Genomic DNA, 21497 nt, shown 5'->3' on the forward strand with positions numbered 1-21497 from the left:
CGGAAAGCCAAAACAGATCTGCCATCGCCGCCTCCATGCTGCAAACGGCGGCTCTGAATCACAAAACGATAACGCTCGCAACGCCTTGGTTCGGTTCACACCCTAGTGTGCCTATGACCTTGCAATCGATCGCGTCACGAAAAGGGCCAGGGGTGCACCGGCTCCGAATGACAGAGATACGATCAGCAGCAGATCGGTTTCCGGCTCAAGCCACTTCAAGCCCACCCCGATGTACCAGGCATGGAGCCAAAAACCGCTGATGGGAAGCGCAAGCGCTGCTATTGTTACAAGGTAGATGCGCCACCTGGACATTGGACGAGCCTACACCCGATTGGGTGGAAGCAATATTCCCGCAATAGCTTACGCTTAGATCACGCACGGCGAAGCCGATCAGCGCGACAGGCGAGCAAGGCTCCCCCTCCCATCGGACCAATCGGCTTCAGTCGTGAAGTATCGCAGTTGGCTGTGTGGGCCAGCTAGCATGATCAGTCCGGAACGAGGCGGGCATCCCAACTCCGATCTGATGAACGTGGTTTAGGTCAGCGTAGTTAAGGCTTTCTTACCGAACGAAGGCCGCGAAACGAAAACCCAAGCTTCTGTGTTTCTGGGCTGGTTCGAGGGCGGCTCGCTGACCGCTCCGCCTTTTCGCCCATCAAGGATCACGGATGCAGGTTCAGTTCGCTTTCCTTTTCGCGTTCAGCGTACTCGCGCCCGTGGTTGCAACGGCGGATGAGGATTGTCCTAAGCATTTCCAAAACTATGGCTTTTTCCTCCAGGCGAGGAAGTCGTGTGGGAAAGAGACCGAGTACCCGCTGATGAAGATTATGAAGGCGTGCGCTAAGCAGACCCCGCAGGAAGTCGCCCTGACCCTGATGGACGATGGCCGTCGTGTCTGGGCAAAGAACCTGATGCGGAGCAACCTGGGTAGCATGTGCGAGGACACCTTCTCGAAGCTGTCAGCGAGTTCCGAGCGCGCCAAGCGGCGATGATGCTTGGGGCTATGTAGGACAATACCGGCGGCCGGCTCACCGTTCGAGGAGACCAACCTACGTGCCGTTTCATGACGGACCGCAAACCCCTGCGCCCTTTCTGAACATCGCTCTAAGCCAACGTTAGGCAGCATTCATAATTGATCTGCCAATCGCTCCCGACTGCAATTTCCTAAAGCTCCCGAGCCCGTTAGCCCGCAGAGGAGAGAGGCGGGACAGCATGAGCACGGAAGACCACCAGAAGCCGAAACGGCGCGACGGCTTGGTCGACGTGCCTCACGGCGAGCTGAGCGCGACGGGCGTGAGCCCTTCTTTGCCCGAGTTTGTTCGCGATCATCTCGGACGTCAGCTTCAAGCCGTGTACGGCTCTCTCAAGGCAGAGGAGCAGCCCCAGCGGCTTCTGAACCTGATCGCACAGCTCGACGTGGCGCTCGCCCATCAGGGCTCTCAGGCGGCATCCGTGTTTCGACAGGAGCTGCTTGCTGCCCTGCCCGGCCTGCGTGGCTTTGCGCTGTCGCTTGTTGTGAACGCGACCCGCGCCGATGATCTCGTGCAGGAGACTCTGCTGAGGGCATGGAAGAGCCAGGATCGGTTCGTGCCGGGGACGAACCTCATGGCGTGGCTCTGCACTATCCTACGCAATCAGTTCTACACCGAGTGCCGCAAGGCCAAGCGGGAGGTCGAGGATGCCGACGGCGCTGAGGCCGCCAAGATCATCACGCTCCCTTCACAGGAGCATGGCATCGAGCTGCAGAAGGTGTGGGCGATCCTCGCCAAGCTGCCGCCTGCACAGCGTGAGGCCCTGCTGCTCGTAGCGGGTCAGGGCATGACCTACGAAGCTGCAGCCGCTCTCCTGGGTACGCAAACGGGCACTATGAAGAGCCGGGTGAGCCGAGCACGGGCATTCCTGGCAGAGACCCTCAAGGCAACCAATGACTGTACCCCTGCCTGAGGGGGGAACGGCGCGCATCCTTCGTGCAACTTTTGGCAGCTGACCCGCGTAGGAAGCCCTATGGCTCAGCGAGTAACCTACAGCATCGTCGACAAACCGGATGGGCGCTTCGATCTTCTCGTGCTTCTTGGTGGGCGCGTGCTGCACGCGCGGACAGGGTTCATGACGCTTGCCGAGGCCGAGGAGGAGGTGGAGTTCCTGCGGGACTTGATGACCGCCTGCGGAGCCCCCGTCGTTCGGGAGGTCAGTTTTCCAGGCCTCCTTGGATCTTGGTAGGCGGCCGACTGGCGTGCCTCGCGGGGATGAGGGTCAGGCGGCTGCAGGCGCTCGACCGAATGAGGTGCCCGCCAAGCGGCGAAGGACATCCCCGAAGCGTGTCGGCAGGCGTGAGAGCGGCGAGCGCCATAAGCCAACCCCGTCGTCGCAGAGCGGATCGTTCACCACGGGATTTCCGTCCTGCCCCACAAGCACATTGCCGATGTTCGGATCCAGTGCGCGAGGAGCAGCGCTACGCAGGGTGGCCACATAGGCCTCAAATCCTGGCCAAGCAGCCCGAAAATCCTCACGGATGCCATCGAAGCTCGGATGATCGATCTTGGGTTCGTGGGCCGGCCATTCCACCTTGAACCGGTCACGAACGCCCTGGTCCATCGCGACACTGGGATGGTCCGCAAGGACTGCGTGAGCGTAAGCCAACCACCAGGTATCGGGCTTCGGATCGGCCAGACGCGAACCGACTGTCATCAGCGCCCCACAGCGACTGACCTGCAGGTCATAGATCCGCGGCGCATGCGGCCCATCCGACCCCTTGAACCCCTTGCGCAGCAGGGCTGCATAGTCACCGAACCCGTCGGCCTTGCGAGCGAGACGCACGACAATGTCCGGGTGGTCGGGATGGGCATGGACGCTGCCGTGATACCCGTAGCCGATCTCGGCCCAGCCCTTGGCTATGAGGGACGCATGCGCCCCAGCAGCCGAGCGCTCGACGATGCCCAAAGCGGCCAGCGAGGGACTGGACGTCCGAACCCGGTTCAGAAAACGACGCATCGCAGCCACTCCTTCCTGCCGATCGATGATCCGACGCGACGCGCCCATGAGCGCCACACGAGTGCGACGTCACGCAGGGTGGCCGGACAGGCAGGTCCGGCGAGGGTCAGGATGACCGTGTCGATGTCGGGAAGCGGTACGACGCGACTGTCACACCACCGTCATGCAATGATCGGCGTTCAGGGAAAGTTCAAGTGCTTCGAAATCGTAAAGCAATGAATACCCGGCCTGCGCTTTCCTGACGCAGCATCAATCAGGCCGCCCTCGCGAGAAGCTGCCGCGCGAGATCATTGTCCGCTTCACTCAGACCGCGCTCTGCGTCCGGCCGGACATGCCGGCCCGCATGGGTGGGGCCGACATCGACATCGTCCAGGACGAGGTAATTCGTGATGCGGTTCCGGCTCGCATGCTCGGCAATCTCGTCGCCGCGGCGGGCTCGCTCGGCTGGCAGCATCCCGCCGGTCTCGTCGTCTCGGCTCGTCGGAAGGATGGCCGTACGCCAATCGGGGTGGAAGCAGCCCTCAGGCAGGCCAGCTTCGACCAAAGTTGGGCGGCAATCGGCGACGCGCCACGTCGACGACACGACCACCTGGGCGTCGAACATCTGCACAAGGGCCGCGACGCGCGCGATCTGGGCCGGGTCGAGACGGTCCTTGCCTGCGCGACGTTGATACGCGACGGTGGTCACGACGCCATCGACATCAAGATAGATCGTTGGTCGTGCCCGGCTCTCGCGTGCGTCCAAGATCGCGTCTCCGTTCCTTGCGACAGCTCTCCGCCCGCTGCGGCACGGCTACAGCGCGACGCCGGGCCCGTCCAGAACACTCCCGGCTTGACCGATCGAAGGCAGGTCGCTGTGCCTCGACGGGCTATGCACGCGGCACACCTCGTCCGAACCTCTCGCGAAAGAGCTGAATGGAAAGCGTCACCGTTGTTCTTGCCCTGCTGCTGTCTGTCCTCGTCAGTGGGGCGCTCGGCCGCCTTCTGCCATTGCCACTTCCGCTGATCCAGATCGCTATCGGCGTAGCGCTTGCTTTGGGCCCGCTACCCAGCACCTCTCTGGATCCCGAGATCTTCTTCCTCGTCTTCCTGCCACCGCTGCTGTTCTTGGACGGCTGGCGCATCCCGAAGCGCGACCTGTTCCGTGACGGCAAGACCGTCTTGGCGCTCGCGCTCGGCCTCGTCGTTCTGACAGTGCTTGGGATCGGGACGCTGATCCACGGGATGATCCCGGGCATCCCACTCGCCGTAGCCTTCGCTTTGGCGGCCGTTCTGTCTCCCACCGATCCCATTGCGGTCTCCTCCGTAGCAGCGCAGGCGCCAGTCCCACGCCGCCTGATGCACATCCTGGAGGGAGAGGCCCTTCTCAACGACGCCACCGGCCTCGTCTGCCTGTGCTTCGCGATTGCCGCCGCTCTAACGGGTACGTTCTCGCTTCCGGAAGCCGCAACCACGTTCGTCTGGCTCGCTCTCGGTGGCATCGGGATCGGTGCCGTCACGACCTTCCTTCTTATGGGCGCGCAGGAACTGCTGCGCCGGCGCACAGGTGAGGACCCAGGCCTACAGATCCTGTTCAGCCTGCTCACGCCATTCGGTGCCTATCTTGCCGCTGAGCATGTGCACGCTTCCGGCATCCTCGCAGCAGTCGCGGCCGGCATTGCCATGACTTACGTCGAGATCCAGGGACGCAGCCTGGGCGCCACGCGGGTCCGGCGCACCGCTGTCTGGAACACCGTCGCGCTCGCGGCGAACGGCTCTATCTTCGTGCTGCTTGGCGAGCAATTGCCTGAGGTACTCAAGCATGCCGTGACGCAGGCTGACGTCCAGGGCGCGGGCTGGCTCATTGCCTGGATCCTGGCCATCACTGCCGGCCTGATGGCGATCAGGTTCATTTGGGTCTGGATCTCACTCCAGTTCGTGCTGATGAAAGCACGCCGTCGCGGCGATCAACGCGAGACGCCGACCATGCGCCTCGTGGCAGCCACGACACTCGCCGGCGTGAAGGGCGCAATCACCCTCGCGGGTATCCTCACCCTGCCGCTGACCCTCAAGGACGGCAGCCCATTTCCCGCCCGCGACCTGTCCATCCTCTTGGCAATGGGGGTGATCCTGACATCGCTTCTGCTCGCAAGCACGGTGCTGCCGCCGCTTTTGCGCGGTCTCCGCCTTCCCCCCGAGCCTAGCCACGATGCAGAAGAGGATGCTGCCCGCGCGACTGCGCGCGATGATGCCGTCAAAGCCATCGAGGCCCTACAACATCGCCTCGTCGAAGAGCAGGAGGACGCCTCGATCGCAGTTGAAGCCAGCGCTCGCGCCATGGATCGCTACGAAGGCCTGGAGGCTCCGACGACAGAGTCGAGAAAGGATCTTACCCGCGTTAAGCAGATCGCAATGACCGAGAAACGCCTGCGCCTCACTGGTATCGAGGCCGAACGGCAGGCTCTCTATCGCCTGCGTCGCTCACACGCCCTCGATGATGTTGTCCTGCGTCGGCTCATCCGTGAAATCGACTTGGTCGAGGCACGGCTCGCTTCCTAAGAGACCAACGAGTCCGGCAAATCTCGATCGATATGCAGACGGTCAACTCGGTTGAGGCACCCTGCGGGATCTCCCCGGCAATGCCAAAAGCATGGTGCCTCTAGAAGCGAAGTCAGGAGGATTTGTCGAACACGGTATGAGCAGCGTGCATCCTGAGCATTACGCGCTCGACGGCCGCCCGGGTGAACTCCTCGATCAGTTCCTCCGGGATTGCCATGTCTCTAAGACGCTGAGCCTCTTCTCGGAGTTTCACGCCCATTGATGCAACGAGATCCTGAAATTGTGGGTCACCGACGTCACCCCTTGCCAGCGCTGCAAGTTCGCTGCCGTAGTCATCGCCAGCCTTCAGGCCTTGGGCTCGCCATTCAGCACGATCCAGGTCTGTAACTGTTCTTTCCTCAGCCGGCACCGTAGCCGCCCTTCTCGTTCGTTGGGTGCCGACTTGGCGAGTGATCGTCATAGCCGCCTGTTTCCGGACCCGGGTCCTGAGATGGGGCAACGCGGCCAGGCGAGGTTGGGCCGGCCTCGGCCTGATCGTCGCTGACGCGGGGTTCGACCAGGGGCTTGCCCTTGGGCGGCACGCTGAGAACGGGGGCTATCGTCTTATCGTCCAAAGCCATGACACACTCCAACATCCCGGTATCCTGCGAGGCAAGAAGCCACGGGTGCTGGAGTTCCCTCCGGTGTCACTCCTGTTCGGGCCGGAGTTGAAGCGACGTGCAAATCGTGACCGGCAGGTTCGTTATGGCAGGGGAGGGCGGACAGAACAGTAGTTAGCACAGAGCTAGCGCAGCGCATCAGAGACGCGTGCGCGATCGATGACTTAGCCACGCTCGCGCGCAGATCATAATCCTTGTGTCGGGGGTTCAAATCCCTCCCTCGCCACCAACGTTTCAGCCTGCTAGGTCAATGACTTAGCAAGCTTTCCTTTGTCGCCTGCGGTCCGATCGCGTCCGTCGCTTGCCCGTTCCTCAGAGGCCGCAGATGAGGCCACCGTCGATCCGGATCTTGGCCCCCGTCACGTAGGAGGCGCGCGCGCTGGCCAGGAAGGTCACGACGTCCGCGAACTCCTCCGGCCTGCCGTAGCGGCCCGCCGGAATCGCCCCGATGGCCGATTTTGCGACAGCGTCGCGCGTCGTTCCCGTCCGTGCCGCCGCGGCGTCGTCGAGCTGGTCGACGCGCTCCGTGTGGATGCGGCCGGGCAGCACCACGTTCACCGTCACGCCCTGGCTCGCGACCTCGGTGGCGAGCGTCTTCGACCAGCCGACAACGGCGGCACGCACTGCGTTGGAGACCACCAGCCGTGGGATCGGCTGCTCGACGCCCGAGGACGCGATGGTGACGATGCGGCCCCAGCCGCGCTCGGTCATGTGTGGCAGCAGGCCCTGTACGAGGTGAAACAGGTTGGCCGCCATGGCCTCGAAGTGCACGAGCCAGTCGCCCCGGCTCGTGTCCCGTGCCTCCCCGGGCGGCGGGCCGCCGGAGTTGCCGATCAGGATATCCACGCCGCCGCGCGCGCGCAGCGCCTCCACCAGGGCGTCCACCGTGGCGATGTCCGCGAGGTCGACGGTGATCGCCCCCACCCGCGCCCGCTGGTCCGGCGGCAGGGCGTCGATCCAGCCGGCGAGCGCCCCGGCGTTGCGGGCGGCCGCCACGACGGTCGCCCCTTCCTGCAGCAACGTCCGGGCAATCGCGGCACCGAGCCCACGGCTTGCCCCGACCACCAGCGCCCGCTTCCCAGCCAGTCCAAGATCCATGTTCAATCCTCCGGTCAGGTCGCGAATGGACGCCCCAGAGGCGGCTGCGTCCCGCCTGCCAGGGTCGTCCAGCCTGCCAGGTTCACATCGGTCAGCCGCGCTCATTCAACATCGGGAAGCCGCGCTGGTGCCAGATCGGATAGGCCGGAGGCACGTCGCTGGCCGCGTCGAGCCTGGCCACCTGTCCCGCCGAGAGGCTCCACCCCACCGCACCGATGTTCTCGATGAGCTGCTCCTCGTTGCGCGCCCCCACCACGATGCTGGACACCGTCGGGCGCTGGAGCAGCCAGTTCAGCGCAATCTGGGGCACGGTCTTGCCGGTCTCCGCGGCGACGCCGAGCAGCGCATCGACGATCCGGAACAGGCGTTCCGGCTCGTAGTGCGGTCCGGTCTCGACGATGTCATGCGCCCGTGTGCCGGGCTTCGGCGGTTGATCGCGACGGACCTTGCCGGTCAGCTTCCCCCAGCCCAGGGGGCTCCAGATCACGGCGCCGACGCCCTGGTCGCGCCCAAGCGGCATCAGCTCCCACTCGTAGTCGCGGTTGAGCAGCGAGTAGTAGGCCTGGTGCGCCACGTGCCTCGGATAGCCGTATCGGTCCGAAACCGCGAGCGACTTCATCAGGTGCCAACCGGAGAAGTTCGAGGCGCCGATGTAGCGGACCTTGCCCGAGCGCACGATCCGGTCGAGCGTCGAGAGCGTTTCCTCCACCGGGGTGTTGTAGTCCTGCCCGTGCAGTTGGAGCAGGTCGATGTGCTCGACGCCCAGCCATTTGAGGGCCTTGTCCACCGCGTCGACGAGATGCTGGCGGGACGAGCCGAAGCCGTTGGGGTCGTCGCCCATCGGGAAGGTGGTCTTGGTCGAGATCAGCAGCCGGTCTCGCTTGCCCTTGATGGCGGCGCCCAGGATCTCCTCGGCCAGCCCCTCCGAATAGACATCGGCGCTGTCGAACATCGTCACGCCGTGGTCGAGGCAGACGTCGACGAGGCGAGAGGCACCGCCCGCGTCGGTCGAACCCCATGCCTTGAAGAAGTCGTTCCCCCCGCCGAAGGTCGCGGTGCCGAAGCTCAGGGCGGGGACCCGAATGTCCGAGGCGTCTGACGTCCATGGTCGTTCTCCGTTTCGAGGGGGGCGCTTCGCCGGCGATCGGCGGCCCGACCCGGGGCCTCGCCGACCGAAGGCGGCATCTGCCCTGGCGGACCGGCGCATGTCCGGGGTGCGCGGTGGGATCAGTCCTGGCGCGGTTGGCCGTTCGAGGCGGACAACCCACCGTCGACGGGCAGGTTCACGCCGGTGCCGAAACGCGCATCGTGGCTTGCCAGGACGGCGATGGCGTCGGCGAGTTCCTCGGGCGCGGCCCCGCGGCCCATCGGGATGCGGTCCGCGAACCGCGTGCCATGCGAGGCTGCGAGCGATCCGCAGCCCGCGACCGACCCCGCGTCGGCGCGGACGGCATCGTATGGCGTCGCATCAGGGCGGCGATCGAAGGGCGGGACCGTTGGTATCTGCGAGGGAGGGGCTGCGCAGGTGCCACGCGGTGGCTGTTTGATAGGCATGCCCGATCCGCAATGCCATGGCCTCTTCGTAACCACGGCACGTGATCTGGAGGGAGAGCGGCAGGCCCGCCCCGGTGAAACCGTCGGGCAGGGCCAAGGCACAGAGATCCAGCAGGTTACCGAACCGCGTGAAGCGCGAGGGCAAGTGCCCCTCGTCGACCTCCGCGAGGGGAATGGCCGCCGTCTCGGTGGTCGGCGTCAGCAGGGCGTCGAACCCCTCCATCGCGGCCAGGAACCGGCGCTGGAGATCGCGGCGCAGGGACTGGGTGGCGAGATAATCCTGCGCGGTCACGCCTGCCCCGGCCAGGATGCGGGCCCGGACGGCATCGCCGAGGGGGGCGTCCGGGTCCTCCGCAAGGCGGCCGTTGACGAAGTAGGCCTCGGCATTGGTCACCGCGCTGGCCTGGACGCTCGTGAGCTCGGCGAAGCGGAACGGCAGGGCGATCTCCACCACCTCGGCACCGAGCCGTTCGAACTGCGCGAGGGCTGCATCGTAGGCGCTCAGGACCTCGGGCGAGACCCCCTCGCGTTCCACCCTCGGCATGCGGGCGAGACGCAGTCCGCGCACGCCGCGCGTCAGGCCGGGTAGCGGATCGACCGGGTCGATGCCGCGCGTCGCGGGATCGAGGATGTCGGGCCCCGCGATCGCGCGATAGAGGAGCGCCACGTCGGCGACCGAGCGGCCCAGCGGCCCCGGCGTATCCAGGGTGGCGCTCAACGGGACGATCCCGTGGGTGCTGACGCGCCCGACCGTGACCTTGAGCCCGGTGAGCCCGCAGAACGAGGCGGGCAGGCGGACGGATCCGCCCGTGTCGGTGCCGATCCCCCAGGGTGCCATGCGGGCCGCCACGGAGACGCCGGTGCCGCTGCTCGATCCACCGGGGGTGCGAGCCACCGCGAGGTCCCAGGGGTTCCGGGGCGTGCCGAGATGCGGGTTGGTGCCCCACCCGCCATAGGCGAACTCCACGGTGTGCGTCTTGCCCAGCACGATCATTCCCTGCCCGATCAGCCGTTGGGCGATAGTGGCCGTGGTGCGCGCCCGCCGGGCCCGGTGCGCGGCCGATCCCCCCATGGTGATCCGGCCGGAGAGGTCGATCAGGTCCTTGAGCACCACCGGCACCCCGTGCAGGGGACCGACGGCGTGACCGGAGCAGATCGCCCGGTCGGCGCCCTCGGCGGCGAGGCGCGCATCGTCGGCATAGACCTCCGTGAAGGCCTGCAGCGTCGTCTCATGGACGGCGATCCGGGCAAGGTGCGCCGCGACGGCGTCCACCGGCGACAGGCGACGGGCGGCGATCGCCTCGGCGAGGGAGAGGGCGTCGAGATGGGTCGGGTCGGACATGGGACGCCTACTGGACGCTGACGAGGGACAGGTCGAGGAGCCACGATTGGGCCGGGATGAAACCCTTCACCCGTGGCGACATCGCGCGCGGATTGCGGTCGTGCACGACGTAGAGCCAGGGCGGGTCGTCCACGAGGCGCTCGTGCGCGGTGCGGGTCGCCGCCGCGATCACCGCCGGGTCGGTCGAGTCCGACAGGCGCTGGAGCGCGGCGTCGAAGGTCTCATCCTTCCAGTTGAGGAAGTTGAAGCCGCCCGGCGGAAAGCGATCGGAGGAGAAGTAGCGGGCCATGACGCCGGCATCCGAGGTGGGCGAACTCACGTTGAGCGCCATGGCACCCGAGAGGCTCGCGGCATCCGGCAGGGCGCGGGTGGCGTTCAGGAGCACCTGCCATTCCACCACGTCGAACCGCACCTCGACGCCGCAGGACTGCTTCAGGTTCTCCTGCAGGAATTCGTTCATCGGCAGCGGCAGCATCTGGCCCGAGCCCGAGGTCGAGATCATCACCGGGAAGGCCAAGGGCTTCTGGGGTCCGTAGCCGGCCTCGGCCAGGAGGGCCCGGCCCCGCTCCGGGTCGAAGCCGTAATGGTTCTGCGGCGCGCCGAAGCTCGGATCGTCGGCCTTCAGCCACCCGACCGCCGGCTCGGCCGTCCCGTTGAGGAAGCCGACGATCGCGTCGCGGTCCACGCAGTAGTTCAGCGCCTGCCGGATCCGCACATCGCGGAACGGGCTGTCCTTGGCACCGATGTTGTAGAACCACGGCCAGACATGCGGGTAGGAGCCCGTGGTGACGGTGAAGCCCGCCGCCTTCAGCGAGGGAATCCCGTCGGCGGCCGGGACCTCGATCCAGTCGACCTGTCCCGAGCGCAGGGCGGCGATCCGGGCATTCGCCTCCGGGATCGGCATCAGCCGGATCCGGTCGACCTTCGCCCGGCGCGTGGCGTCCCAGTAGCCGTCGAACCGCGCCAGATCGACGGCCTCGCGCGGACTGACCCGCGTGATCCGGAACGGTCCCGTCCCGGCGGCCGGCAGCATCGCGATCCCGGCCCAGGTGCGCCCGCCCTTCTCGAACGAGGACGGCGCGGTGAACAGCAGGTAGACCATCATGTAGGGGAAGTACGAGGCCGCGACGGTCGTCGTGACCGCGACCGTGCGCTCATCGAGCTTGCGGTAGCCGGCGATGATCGGCACACGCGTCTTCGTGATGCCGGCGGCGGCCACCTCGTATTGCGGGCTGTCGGCCTTAAAGTAGCGGTCGAGATTCCACAGCACGGCATCCGCGGTGAAGGGCGTACCGTCGTGGAACGCGACGCCGTCGCGCAGATGGAAGAGCCAGGTCCGCTTGTCCTCGGCCATTTGCTCCCAGCGCTCGGCCAATCCGGGCTTGAGGGTCGCGGGCCGGTCGCTGCGCGTCAGGTCCCACTGCACCAGCGGCTCGAAGACCGGATAGCCGAGGAAACGCAGGCCTTCGAAGCCGTTGTTCGGCATCCCCGTGGTGGTGGGGATGTCGGTCGCCGTCATGGCGATACGCAACGCGCTCTCGGCCTGCGCGACGGACGTGCAGGCCCCGATCGCCGCGGCGATGAGCGCCGCCCGCTTTCGACCCATCATCGTGTCGGACCTCGTGTTTCCGTGGCGGAGCGTGGGCAGACCATCAGGTGCGCGAGGACGGCGCGTAGAAGGGCTGGCGCGGGGCGTCAGGCAGGTAGCCGTCGTAGAAGGCCTTGACGTGGGGCGTGACGGCGAGCCCGAGCTCCCGCCGGGCGACCTCTTCCGGGGTCCGCGGCCGGCCGAGGGTTTCGGCGATCTCGGCGAGCACGGCATCGCGGTCGACCCGGGTGAAGCGGCCGTCGGCGTAGACGATCTGCCCGTCGACGAAGACCGCATCGACGGCTCCCGTCTTGGCGCGCTGCATCAGCGCGTCGAGGATCGGGATGTCGGTGTCCTGGTAGGGATAGGTCGCCTTGTCGTAGTCGATCAGCACCGCGTCGAAGAAGCGGCCCGGATCGAGCCGGCCGATGCTCTGGCCGAAGGCGGTGGTCTTGGCGCCGTGCTCGGTCGCCATCCGCAGGACCTGCGAGCACGTGGGCACGTCGTCGTCCATGCCGGGGGTGCGGTGCGCGCGCAGGACGAGGCGCAGCTCCTGGAGCATATCCCGGTCCTCGTTGATGCCCGCCTCGTCGAGGCCCATCCCGACGGTCATGCCCTTGGCCTCGTAGAGGTTGAGGGGCGCCACGCCGGAGCGCAGGCGGAAGTTCGACGAGCAGTTGTGGCAGATGCAGGTGCCGGTCTCGGCGGCGATGTCGGCATCTTCCGCCGTCAGCCAGACGCCGTGCCCGAGGGTCAGGTGCGGCCCGAGCACGCCGAGGTCGTGCAGGTGCCGCACGGCGGTCTTGCCGGTCCGGCGCCGGGCATATTCCTTCTGATAGGCGGTCTCGAGAAGGTGCATGTGCATGGGCACGCCGTGCTTGCGCGCGGTGGCATCGAGGGTCTGCAGCGCCTCGTCGCTGCACCAGTGCAGGTTGGCCGGAGCCAGCTGGATCCGGGTGAGGCGCTCGCCCTCGTTCTCCGCCGTCAGGGTCTCGAACAGGGTCATGAAATCCGCGAAGGGCATCGACTGCGCCTTGAGATGCGCCATCAGCTGCCCGGCGACGGGCTGGGGCAGGCGTTCGCAGAAGGCTTCGTCGGCCTCGTAGACGAGGCGGTTCTGCTCGCGCACGGCGTAGCAGTAGGAGGCGCGCATCCCGATCTTGCGATAGGCGCCGAGCACCTGCGAGGCCGCGCCGTGGACCTGCTCGTAGCCGCCCGCCATCCAGCCGTGGATGTGCTGCACGGTGGTGACGCCGGAGGCGAGCATCTCGAAGGCGGAATAAAGGGTGTCGAGTTCGTGGTCGACGCGCTTGGCGGCGATGCGCGTGGCGAACCAGAGTTCCAGGGCGTGGTCGGGCGAGCCGAGTTGCAGGGGGGTGAGCCCGACATGGTGATGGCTGTTGACGAAGCCCGGCAGCATCACGTGGCGCGGGTAACGATGCACGGTCGCGTCCGGTGCCGTGGCGCGCAAGGCCGCCGGATCGCCGACCGCGACGAGGACGCCGTCGCGCACCAGCACGGCGGCGTTGTCGTGAATGATCGGGGTATGCCGGTCCTGCACGCCCGTGATGATGGTGCGGGCCTCGACGATGATCTCGGTCATGCTGATCCTTCAGGCGGTTGAGAACGATGGCGGCGGACGAGGACGGCGCTCAGCGCGCCTCCTGCTCCGCGAAGGCCCGGTCGACCTCGTCGGCGAGGAGTTCGCCGAAGCGGTCGCGCAGGTCGTGGAAGCGCGGGTCGCGGGGATTGCGCGGGCGGGGCAGATCCACCGGTACGATGGTCTTCACCCGGCCGGGACGGGCGGTGAACACCACGACCCGATCGGCAAGCGCGACCGCCTCGTCGATGGAATGCGTGACGAGGACGATCGAGGCACCGCTGTCGCGCCAGATCTGCAGCAGGAAATCCTGCATCTTGGCGCGGGTCTGGACGTCGAGGGCCGCGAAGGGCTCGTCCATCATGAGGACCTTCGGGCGCATGGCGAGGGCCCGGGCGCAGGCGGCGCGCTGGCGCATGCCCCCGGAGAGCTCGTCCGGCTTCTTGTCCATCATGTCGGCGAGGCCGACCCGCCGCAGCATCTCGGCGGCAATCTCCCGGCGCTTCAGCTTCTGGACCGCGCCGATGGAGAGGCCGAAGGCGACGTTGTCGAGGATCGTCAGCCAGGGGAACAGCGAGGCGTCCTGGAAGATCAGGCCGCGCTCGGCCGACGGCCCCGTGATCGGCAGGCCGTCAGCTTCCATCGTGCCGGCGCTCGCCGGCTCCAGCCCGGCGATCATGTAGAGCAGCGTCGACTTTCCGCAGCCGGAGGGGCCGAGGAAGACCACGAACTCGCCGGGGGCGATGTCGAGGTCGACGTCGCGCAGGGCCTGGACGGGGCCGCGTCCGGCCGGCGTCCAGGTCTTGCCGACACCCGACAGGTGCACGGCCGGGCGGCGGAGCGAGGGGGTCGGGACCGGAGCGTTCATCGACCGCCTCCCTGGGGTGCGATCCACCACAGCATCCGGGCCTGGATCTGGCGCAGGGCCCAGTCGAAGCTGAAGCCGAGCAGGCCGATGATCGCCATGGTGAAGAAACTGAGGCGGGCGTTGAAGGTCGAGCGGGCGAGCGAGACGATCTGCCCGAGGCCGCTGCCGACGCCCACCGCCTCCGCGATCAGCACCACCATCCAGGCGGCGAACAGGTTGAGGCGCAGGGTCATGAACAGCCCCGGCAGGATCGCCGGCAGCACCACGCGGAAGAAGGTCTGGCGGGTATCCGCCCCCATGATGCGGGCGGCGTTGAGGTAGGTGACCGGCACCGCTGCGATCTGGGTGCTCGTCGTCAGCGCGATGGCGAAGAACAGGGTGATGAATACGAGGAAGATCGCCGGCACGTCGCCGATTCCGAAGACGAAGATCGCCACCGGCAGCCAGGCCACCGGCGAGATCGGCGCCAGCAGGAGCACCGTGGGCAGGACGAGGTTGCGGAACAGCCGAACATAGTGGAGCAGCGCGCCCACCAGGACGCCACCGACGAAGCCGAGGACGAGCCCGACCGTGACCCGCATGGTCGTCCACCCGATGGTGGCGAGGAGCGGCATCACGCCCCCGCCCTCGCTGCGGCTGCCGATCCGGTTGGATCGGTCGAAATACTTCAGGGTCGCGGGTAGGTCGGCGAGGAACAGGTGCGGGGGCGGCAGGAGCAGGGGGTTCAGGAACCCCAGGGCCCAGAGGGTCTCCCACAGGCCGGCGAACAGCCCGAGCGAGGCGAGGCTCCAGCCGAGGGTCGCCAGACCCGCGCGCAGGCGCGGGTATCGCCGGGGAGCGAAGGGCCGCCCCTGTCCCGGAGCCGCCTGCGCGGCTTGTGCAGAAACCGGCGCCACTGCGCCGAGTGGAACGTCCGTCGCGGCCATGAGGCTGCCTTTCGGAAGATCGGGAATCGGGTCCGGGAGACGCGGGGTCCGTCAGGCCGATTTCAGCTTCAGCCCGTCATAGAGCGGCCGGTTCTCGGCGATGACCTGCTCCATCAGGCTCCAGTCGAAGGCATCGGGTCCGGGCGCCTTCTTGACGTAGCCCATCTCCTTCATCGACTGTCCGCGGGCGATGATGAAGTCGGTCTGGTTGCGCTGATCCGTGCAGACGGGTTGCTTGGCGGAGGCATCGACCGCGGCTTCCATGGTGGTCTTGTAGTAGTTGCCGACGGTGTCCTTCAGCGCCGCAGCGCGATCGGATTCGATCTGCGACTGCGCGGTGAACAGGGCCTTGATCACCGCCCGTACGGTGGCGGGGCTCTTCTCGATCAGCGGCGTCCGGGCCGCGAGGACGCAATCGGAATAGCCGGCGCCGTAGACATCGGTTCCGTCCGAGAGGAGCGTGGCGCCCTTGCGCGACTGCAGGCACTGCGTGGCGTAGGGCTCGATATGGCAGATCGCATCGACCGCGCCGGCGATGAAGGCCTGGGCCAGCTCCGGTGAGGTATCGAGGTAGCGTACGTCGAGGTCCTGGAAGGTCAGTCCGGCCTTCTTGAGGTAGTCGAACGGCAGGACCTCGAGGGTGTCGGCCTGGAAGGTGCCGAGGGTCTTGCCCTTCAGGTCGGCCGCGGACCGGATGCCTTCGCGCGCCACGATCATGCAGCCCTGGACACCGCCGCCGGCGACGATCTTCACCGGGGCACCGGCGTCGTACAGGGTCATGAAGTTCGAGTAGGGGATCATCGACATGTCGACGAGCCCGGCACCGAACATGGTCGTGATCTCGGCGTTCGAGGGCGTCACCACGAAATCCAGGCTGACCCCGTCGCCCTCGGTCAGTTTGCGCTCATGGGCGAGGAACATGCCGAGGTTGCAGAAGCCGGACCCGTGGGTCGCCTTGACGCTGGTCATCGCCCCCGCCGCGGCGGCCGGTGCGACCAGGGCCGCGAGATGGGCCGGCAGCGCGATGGCCGCGCCGGCCGATCCCGCTGCGCGGAGCAGGCCACGCCGGGACAAGCGTTGAAAGAGTAGACCGTCACGTTCGCACATGATGCTCTCCGATCCCGCAGAGGGCGATGACACCGCGACCGTTCGGTCTGCCGGACGCAGGGCTGCATCGAGGAGGGCATGATGCAGTCGGACCGGGCAGCACCGTCCAGGACGGGCATCGTCGGATGGGCACGCCAACCCATGAGAGCCGGTGGCTCTGCGCTGCGCGCCAACTCATGCAAGGCACGCGCCAAGCCGCCTGCGCAGGCGGTTCACCGTCCTATCCGCTCGCCCCACGGAAGATCAATCACGAGAAAACCAATCTAGAAGCCTCTCAGAGGCGCGTATCAGGCAAGCATTCGCGTTTTGAATCTGATTCATATTGGACGACATCGCCCTCTTGTACGGTCGCTTACGGGTGCCGGCGATCGCCGGCTCCGCGATCGATTCAGCGATCGCAGCGGGTCCGGCGACGGAGCGAGCCGGCTTCGGCGCCGTCCCATCGGCAGGCCGGGCATAGCATCCCGGCCGGCGCATTGCCTCGCCATCGATTTTTCCGCAAGCGAACGGCATTCTCCGCGAGGGCGGACCGGAGCGCATCCACCGATGGAAGACCGTTTTGAGATTGCCGTCGTCGGCCTCGGCGCCATGGGCAGCGCGGCCCTCTACCAGTTGGGCTTGCGCGGGGCGAAGGCGGTCGGCCTCGATCGCTTCGCCCCGCCGCATAGCTCGGGGTCGAGCCACGGCGAAAGCCGCATCACCCGGCAGGCCGTCGGCGAGGGCCGCGATTACGTCCCCTTCGTCCTGGCCTCGCACCGGATCTGGCGGAGCCTGGAAGCAGAGACCGGCGAAACGCTGCTGACGGCCTGCGGCGCGCTCGTGATGGGGCCGGGCAGCGGTGTTTCCTCGCATCACGGGAAGCCGGATTTCGTCGGGCGCTCGATCGATGCCGCGCGGGCTTTCGCGATCCCGCACGAGGTTCTCGACGGGCGCGAGGTGGCGCGCCGCTTCCCCCAGTTCCGCCATCTCGGCGGCGACGAGAAGGCCTATTACGAGCCCGGCGGCGGCTACGTCCGGCCCGAGCGCTGCATCGCCGCGCAGCTCCACCGAGCCGGCGCGCTCGGGGCCGAGATCCGCACCGGGACGACGGTGCGATCGATCCGCCAGGAGTCGGGCGGGGTCCGCATCGAGACCGATCGCGGCCTCGTCCAGGCCGATCAGGTGGTGGTCGCCGCCGGAGCCTGGACCGCGCCCCTGCTCGGCGCGCCCTTCACGGACCTGCTCACCGTCAACCGCCAGCTGCTGCACTGGTACGCCCTCGACGACGCCTCGGCCTACGGGCCCGATGCGCCGGTCTTCATCTGGATGCACGGTTCCGGCGACACAGACTACCTCTACGGCTTCCCGCCCCTGCCGGGAGAGGCCGAGGTGAAGGTCGCCACCGAGCAGTACGCGACATCGACGCAGGCCGAGTCCCTCGACCGCGTCGTGAGCCCCGCGGAATCCGCCGCGATGCACCGACACCACGTGGCGGGCCGGCTCGCCGGCGCATCGGCGCGGGTGACCCGGGCCGCTGCCTGCCTCTACACCGTGACGCCCGACCGGGGCTTCATCATCGATCGCCACCCGCGGATGGACCGGGTCCTCGTCGTGTCGGCCTGCTCCGGGCACGGCTTCAAGCACTCGGCCGGAATCGGCGAGGCCGTGGCCGAGGAGATGCTGCAGGGCGGCGGGCGCATCGCTCTCGCACCCTATGCGCTCGCGCGGTTCGGCTGATCCCCACAGCCATGGCCTGTCGATTGCTTGACCCGATCGGACCCGAGAGGGCAGTCTCCCCGAAGAGCGCACGTCGAGCCCCGGTCTCGTCTCCGGTCGAGCCGGATGTGCTCAGCAGAAGGTATCCTTCCATGCGCAAGCCGACTTCGACGTTTCTCGGCTCTGGTCTGCTCGCGGCGGCCACCGTGCTGTCCGCGTCCCTGGCGACGGCGGCGGATGGGATCGAGGCGATCAAGCAGCGCGGAACCCTCATCGTCGGCGTGAAGGCGGATTACCGGCCCTTTGGCTTCCGCGATCCCAGCGGGGCGATCATCGGGCTCGAGCCGGACCTGGCCGCCGACGTCGCCAAGCGCCTCGGCGTGAAGCTCGAGCTCGTGCCGGTGGTCTCCTCCAACCGGATCGAGTTCCTGCAGCAGGGCAAGGTCGACCTCCTCATCGCCACGCTCTCAGACAAGCCGGAGCGCCGCCGCGTGGTGCAGGCCATCGACCCGCAATACTATTCCGACTTCGTCAACGTGATGCTGCCCAAGAAAGCCGGCATCACGGACTGGGCGCAGCTGAAGGGCAAGCCCCTCTGCGCCACCTCGGGCGCCTGGTACAACAAGGACGTGGCCCGGACCTACGGTGCGGAGATCGTCGCCTTCGACGGCTCCGAGAAGCCGCTCTTCGCGCTCAAGCAGGGCAATTGTCTCGGCTACGTCTACGACCAGAGCATGCTTCAGGGGAAACTCCTCGACGCCGACTGGAAGGCGGATTACGGGCTGCCGCTGAAGGGCATCCTCGACGCCCCCTGGATGATGGCGGTGGCGCTCGGCAACGGCGCGCTGCAGGGCCTCCTGGAGACGACGACCAAGGAGTGGATGAAGTCCGGCTTCATCGTCGAGGAGGAGAAGAAGTGGGGCATCGAGCCGACGGAATACTCGAAGGCGATGCACGAAAAGTACAAGAACGCGACCAACTGAACCGCGCCGGGCCGAACGACCGGCCATCTCGAGGAGCACGATGGACGCCGTTCCGAACTGGTTCCGGGGCCTCTACGAGACCACGGGCTACAACTTCACGGTCTTCTACGACCCCTATGACTGGGACCGCTACGTCAACGGCTTGAAGACCACCCTGCTGCTCGCGGTGACGACGATCCTGGCGAGCCTCGTCATCGGCGCCGTGGGAGCGCTTCTGCAGGGCGGTCCCTCCCGGTTCCTGCGCGGCCTCGTCAACGGCTTCGTCGTCGTGTTCTGCAATACGCCGCCGCTGGTGCAGATCTTCTTCTTCTACTTCGGGCTCGGCACCCTGCTGCCGGCCACCCAGACCGCCGACGGACTGCGGGTGCCGCTCCTCGACAACGTGCAATGGGCCATCGTCGCGCTGGCCCTGTTCGCCGGGGCCTTCAACGTCGAGATCTTCCGTTCGGGCATCGAGGCGGTGCCGCGCACCACCGTCGAGGCGGCCGAGTCCCTCGGCTACACCCGGCTCAAGGCCTACCTCTACGTCGTGCTGCCGCTCGCCCTCCGGGTCTGCCTGCCGGCCCTCAACAACAACCTGATCAATCTCCTGAAGACCACCACCCTGGCCTACGCCATCGCGGTGCCGGAGACGCTCTACGCGGTGAAGCAGATCTGGTCGGAATCGCAGAACGTGCTGGAGATGATGATCGTCCTGCTGGCGACCTACGCCGTCCTCGTCGGCGTCCTGGTCTGGCTGATGCACCGCTGGGAGCGGGCCCTGCGAATCCCGGGTTACAGCCGGTGACGCCATTGCCGTCGACAGCGGGCGACCTGCCGGTCCTGCTGCCGTTCCGGGTCTCGCGCACCCGGGCCCGGTTCACCCTCGGCCCGGTGCGGGCCTGGCTCCTCGGAGCGTGGCTCGCCGGCCTCGTCCTCGTGATGCCGGCCCTCGCCCAGGGGCCCGACGCAGTGCTGTCGCCGCTCCAGGTGATCCTGCGCTGGGCACCGCTGCTGCTCACGGGCTTTGCCTTCAACGTCGCGATCTCGCTCGTGGCGATGCTCCTCGGGACGGGGGCGGGCGTCGGGCTGGGCCTCGCCCTGGTCAGCGAGGGGCCGATCCTGCGCCGCGTCGCCTGGGGGCTGACGCAGTTCTTCCGCAACGTGCCCTGGCTGGTGCTGCTGTTCTTCGTGATGTTTCTCGTACCGTTCCAGGTCACGGTGTTCGGGTTGCGCGTGCCACTGCCCGACTGGATCAAGGCGACGGTTGGATTCGCGCTGCCGGTGATGGCCAACGTCGCCGAGATCGTGCGCGGCGCCGTGCGCTCCGTTCCGGCCACCCAGTGGGAAGCGGCCGAATCCCTGGCCTTCACCCGGCGCCAGACGCTGTTCCGCATCATCCTGCCGCAATGCCTCAAGCGGATGTTGCCCCCCTGGATGAACGTCTACGCCTTGATCGCCATGGCCACCGTCCAGGCCTCGATCGTGGGCGTCACCGAGATGCTGACGCTGACGGCGCAGGTCCACGCGGCGGAAGGGGGCAGGCCCGAACTGTTCGCGCCGCTCTACGGCTTCGCCCTGCTGTGTTTCTTCCTCTACTGCTACCCGATCGACCGGCTGACCGCGCGCCTGGAGCGGCGGTTCGAGACGGCGTGAGGCCTCCCTTGTCCGATGGTGCGTCCCCGATGTCGCGTGTCCCGCCCGCCGACCGCCCGATCGTGCAGGTGCTCGACGTGCACAAGGCCTTCGGCGAGGCCGAGGTCCTCAAGGGCATCAGCTTCGACGTGCGCCGGGGCGAGGTCATCTGCATCATCGGGCCGTCGGGCTCGGGCAAGTCGACGCTGATCCGCTGCATCAACGCCCTCGTCCCGGTCACCTCCGGCACCATCCGGGTCGACGGCATCGAGGTGGTCGATCCGAAGCTCGACAAGCTGGCCCTGCGGCGCAAGGTCGGCATGGTGTTCCAGCAGTACAACCTGTTTCCGCACAAGACGGCGCTGGAGAACGTGATGATGGCGCCCATCCACGTGCTCGGCCAGGACAAGCGGGAGGTCGAGGTCCGGGCGCGCGCGCTCCTCGCCAAGGTGCGGCTCGCGGGCAAGGAGGCGGCCTATCCCGGCGAGATGTCGGGCGGGCAGCAGCAGCGGGTCGCCATCGCCCGATCGCTGGCGATGCGGCCGGAGGTGATGCTGTTCGACGAGGTCACCGCCGCGCTCGATCCCGAGACGGTCAAGGAGGTGCTGGTCACCATCCGCGAACTGGCCGAGGAGGGCATGACCTGCCTCCTCGTCACCCACGAGATGAACTTCGCCCGCGAGGTCGCCGACCACGTCTACTTCACCGATCGCGGCATCATCGTCGAGCACGGTCCCCCCGAGACCCTGTTCTCGTCCGCCGTCGATGCGCGCACCCGACGTTTTCTGTCCCAGGTTCTTTGAGGCGCTCGCCCGGCGCCGTCGGACAGGCTCGGGGCATCGCCTCCGTGCCTGCCGGGAACGCGACCGACGGCTCGCGACCCCACTCCGTCGTGGCACGCGACACGCGCCGTGTCCGGAACCGGTCGCTCGACCGG

19 protein-coding genes and 2 pseudogenes are annotated in these 21497 nt (G+C 67.2%); 9 read left to right on the forward strand and 12 right to left on the reverse strand.

Features of this window, described 5'->3' with window-relative positions:
• Positions 1–665 precede the first annotated feature (665 nt).
• The 3 genes from CRT23_RS18180 to CRT23_RS18190 all read left to right on the forward strand — a co-directional run bounded on the left by CRT23_RS18180 (position 666) and on the right by CRT23_RS18190 (position 2217).
• Positions 666–989 carry a hypothetical protein gene (locus CRT23_RS18180; protein ID WP_103710838.1) on the forward strand — a complete coding sequence of 108 codons (324 nt, stop codon included), beginning with the start codon at positions 666–668 and terminating at the stop codon, positions 987–989.
• Between the two features lie 220 nt (positions 990–1209).
• Complete coding sequence (locus tag CRT23_RS18185; protein WP_103710840.1) at positions 1210–1941, forward strand: sigma-70 family RNA polymerase sigma factor; 732 nt, start codon at positions 1210–1212, stop codon at positions 1939–1941.
• Positions 1942–2001: 60 nt separating this feature from the next.
• Positions 2002–2217 carry a hypothetical protein gene (locus tag CRT23_RS18190; protein WP_103710841.1) on the forward strand — a complete coding sequence of 72 codons (216 nt, stop codon included), beginning with the start codon at positions 2002–2004 and terminating at the stop codon, positions 2215–2217.
• 33 nt (positions 2218–2250) lie between these two features.
• Here CRT23_RS18190 and CRT23_RS18195 read toward each other — a convergent pair whose 3' ends face one another.
• Positions 2251–2988, reverse strand: coding sequence for a hypothetical protein (locus CRT23_RS18195; RefSeq protein WP_146056416.1), 738 nt, complete (start codon positions 2986–2988; stop codon positions 2251–2253).
• A 253-nt stretch (positions 2989–3241) separates the two neighbouring features.
• Positions 3242–3733 carry an HAD domain-containing protein gene (locus tag CRT23_RS18200; RefSeq protein WP_103710845.1) on the reverse strand — a complete coding sequence of 164 codons (492 nt, stop codon included), beginning with the start codon at positions 3731–3733 and terminating at the stop codon, positions 3242–3244.
• 170 nt (positions 3734–3903) lie between these two features.
• Here CRT23_RS18200 and CRT23_RS18205 point away from each other — a divergent pair, with 170 nt between their 5' ends.
• Complete coding sequence (locus CRT23_RS18205; RefSeq protein ID WP_103710847.1) at positions 3904–5526, forward strand: Na+/H+ antiporter; 1623 nt, start codon at positions 3904–3906, stop codon at positions 5524–5526.
• A 112-nt stretch (positions 5527–5638) separates the two neighbouring features.
• On the opposite strand, the gene CRT23_RS27860 is transcribed toward CRT23_RS18205, so the two are convergent.
• The 10 genes and pseudogenes from CRT23_RS27860 to CRT23_RS18250 all read right to left on the reverse strand — a co-directional run bounded on the left by CRT23_RS27860 (position 5639) and on the right by CRT23_RS18250 (position 16268).
• A complete protein-coding gene (locus CRT23_RS27860) occupies positions 5639–5986 on the reverse strand; it encodes a hypothetical protein (RefSeq protein WP_146056417.1) in 348 nt (115 codons plus the stop codon).
• Between the two features lie 511 nt (positions 5987–6497).
• Positions 6498–7283, reverse strand: coding sequence for an SDR family oxidoreductase (locus CRT23_RS18210; RefSeq protein ID WP_103710849.1), 786 nt, complete (start codon positions 7281–7283; stop codon positions 6498–6500).
• Between the two features lie 91 nt (positions 7284–7374).
• Positions 7375–8389 (reverse strand): annotated as a pseudogene (locus tag CRT23_RS18215) (aldo/keto reductase).
• 121 nt (positions 8390–8510) lie between these two features.
• Positions 8511–8672, reverse strand: a pseudogene (locus CRT23_RS29770) (SDR family oxidoreductase); the annotation flags it as partial.
• A gap of 79 nt (positions 8673–8751) precedes the next feature.
• Positions 8752–10179, reverse strand: coding sequence for an amidase (locus CRT23_RS18225; RefSeq protein ID WP_103710854.1), 1428 nt, complete (start codon positions 10177–10179; stop codon positions 8752–8754).
• A 7-nt stretch (positions 10180–10186) separates the two neighbouring features.
• Positions 10187–11788 carry an ABC transporter substrate-binding protein gene (locus CRT23_RS18230; RefSeq protein WP_103710856.1) on the reverse strand — a complete coding sequence of 534 codons (1602 nt, stop codon included), beginning with the start codon at positions 11786–11788 and terminating at the stop codon, positions 10187–10189.
• Between the two features lie 43 nt (positions 11789–11831).
• A complete protein-coding gene (locus tag CRT23_RS18235) occupies positions 11832–13370 on the reverse strand; it encodes an amidohydrolase family protein (protein WP_103710857.1) in 1539 nt (512 codons plus the stop codon).
• Positions 13371–13419: 49 nt separating this feature from the next.
• A complete protein-coding gene (locus CRT23_RS18240) occupies positions 13420–14235 on the reverse strand; it encodes an ABC transporter ATP-binding protein (protein WP_103710859.1) in 816 nt (271 codons plus the stop codon).
• The gene (locus CRT23_RS18245; protein WP_103710861.1) at positions 14232–15161 is read right to left on the reverse strand and encodes an ABC transporter permease subunit; all 930 of its coding nucleotides are present in this window, start codon (positions 15159–15161) and stop codon (positions 14232–14234) included. The genes CRT23_RS18240 and CRT23_RS18245 overlap by 4 nt, the downstream gene beginning before the upstream one ends.
• A gap of 51 nt (positions 15162–15212) precedes the next feature.
• Positions 15213–16268 (reverse strand): ABC transporter substrate-binding protein, encoded by a 1056-nt coding sequence (locus CRT23_RS18250; RefSeq protein ID WP_103710863.1) that lies wholly within the window; start codon positions 16266–16268, stop codon positions 15213–15215.
• A gap of 546 nt (positions 16269–16814) precedes the next feature.
• Here CRT23_RS18250 and solA point away from each other — a divergent pair.
• The 5 genes from solA to CRT23_RS18275 all read left to right on the forward strand — a co-directional run bounded on the left by solA (position 16815) and on the right by CRT23_RS18275 (position 21363).
• Positions 16815–17984, forward strand: coding sequence for an N-methyl-L-tryptophan oxidase (gene solA, locus CRT23_RS18255; protein ID WP_103710865.1), 1170 nt, complete (start codon positions 16815–16817; stop codon positions 17982–17984).
• A gap of 131 nt (positions 17985–18115) precedes the next feature.
• Complete coding sequence (locus tag CRT23_RS18260) at positions 18116–18946, forward strand: transporter substrate-binding domain-containing protein (protein ID WP_103710867.1); 831 nt, start codon at positions 18116–18118, stop codon at positions 18944–18946.
• 40 nt (positions 18947–18986) lie between these two features.
• Entirely contained in the window at positions 18987–19733 is a 747-nt protein-coding gene (locus tag CRT23_RS18265) for an amino acid ABC transporter permease (protein WP_103710869.1), read from the forward strand.
• 5 nt (positions 19734–19738) lie between these two features.
• Entirely contained in the window at positions 19739–20581 is an 843-nt protein-coding gene (locus tag CRT23_RS18270) for an amino acid ABC transporter permease (RefSeq protein ID WP_245436334.1), read from the forward strand.
• A gap of 29 nt (positions 20582–20610) precedes the next feature.
• Positions 20611–21363, forward strand: a complete 753-nt coding sequence (locus CRT23_RS18275) for an amino acid ABC transporter ATP-binding protein (RefSeq protein ID WP_103710873.1) — start codon at positions 20611–20613, stop codon at positions 21361–21363.
• Positions 21364–21497: the final 134 nt, after the last annotated feature.

This window comes from Methylobacterium sp. V23 (genome assembly GCF_002917135.1).
Taxonomy (GTDB): domain Bacteria; phylum Pseudomonadota; class Alphaproteobacteria; order Rhizobiales; family Beijerinckiaceae; genus Methylobacterium.

Excerpts from the sequence above, each read along its gene's own strand:
- CRT23_RS27860 (WP_146056417.1), bottom strand. The coding sequence starts at position 5,986 with ATGACGATCACTCGCCAAGTCGGCACCCAACGAACGAGAAGGGCGGCT.
- CRT23_RS18225 (WP_103710854.1), bottom strand. The coding sequence starts at position 10,179 with ATGTCCGACCCGACCCATCTCGACGCCCTCTCCCTCGCCGAGGCGATC.
- CRT23_RS18265 (WP_103710869.1), top strand. The coding sequence starts at position 18,987 with ATGGACGCCGTTCCGAACTGGTTCCGGGGCCTCTACGAGACCACGGGC.
- CRT23_RS18275 (WP_103710873.1), top strand. The coding sequence starts at position 20,611 with ATGTCGCGTGTCCCGCCCGCCGACCGCCCGATCGTGCAGGTGCTCGAC.
- CRT23_RS18240 (WP_103710859.1), bottom strand. The coding sequence starts at position 14,235 with ATGAACGCTCCGGTCCCGACCCCCTCGCTCCGCCGCCCGGCCGTGCAC.
- CRT23_RS18205 (WP_103710847.1), top strand. The coding sequence starts at position 3,904 with ATGGAAAGCGTCACCGTTGTTCTTGCCCTGCTGCTGTCTGTCCTCGTC.
- CRT23_RS18210 (WP_103710849.1), bottom strand. The coding sequence starts at position 7,283 with ATGGATCTTGGACTGGCTGGGAAGCGGGCGCTGGTGGTCGGGGCAAGC.
- CRT23_RS18190 (WP_103710841.1), top strand. The coding sequence starts at position 2,002 with ATGGCTCAGCGAGTAACCTACAGCATCGTCGACAAACCGGATGGGCGC.
- CRT23_RS18180 (WP_103710838.1), top strand. The coding sequence starts at position 666 with ATGCAGGTTCAGTTCGCTTTCCTTTTCGCGTTCAGCGTACTCGCGCCC.
- CRT23_RS18185 (WP_103710840.1), top strand. The coding sequence starts at position 1,210 with ATGAGCACGGAAGACCACCAGAAGCCGAAACGGCGCGACGGCTTGGTC.
- CRT23_RS18195 (WP_146056416.1), bottom strand. The coding sequence starts at position 2,988 with ATGCGTCGTTTTCTGAACCGGGTTCGGACGTCCAGTCCCTCGCTGGCC.
- CRT23_RS18235 (WP_103710857.1), bottom strand. The coding sequence starts at position 13,370 with ATGACCGAGATCATCGTCGAGGCCCGCACCATCATCACGGGCGTGCAG.
- CRT23_RS18250 (WP_103710863.1), bottom strand. The coding sequence starts at position 16,268 with ATGTGCGAACGTGACGGTCTACTCTTTCAACGCTTGTCCCGGCGTGGC.
- CRT23_RS18230 (WP_103710856.1), bottom strand. The coding sequence starts at position 11,788 with ATGATGGGTCGAAAGCGGGCGGCGCTCATCGCCGCGGCGATCGGGGCC.
- CRT23_RS18245 (WP_103710861.1), bottom strand. The coding sequence starts at position 15,161 with ATGGCCGCGACGGACGTTCCACTCGGCGCAGTGGCGCCGGTTTCTGCA.
- solA (WP_103710865.1), top strand. The coding sequence starts at position 16,815 with ATGGAAGACCGTTTTGAGATTGCCGTCGTCGGCCTCGGCGCCATGGGC.
- CRT23_RS18260 (WP_103710867.1), top strand. The coding sequence starts at position 18,116 with ATGCGCAAGCCGACTTCGACGTTTCTCGGCTCTGGTCTGCTCGCGGCG.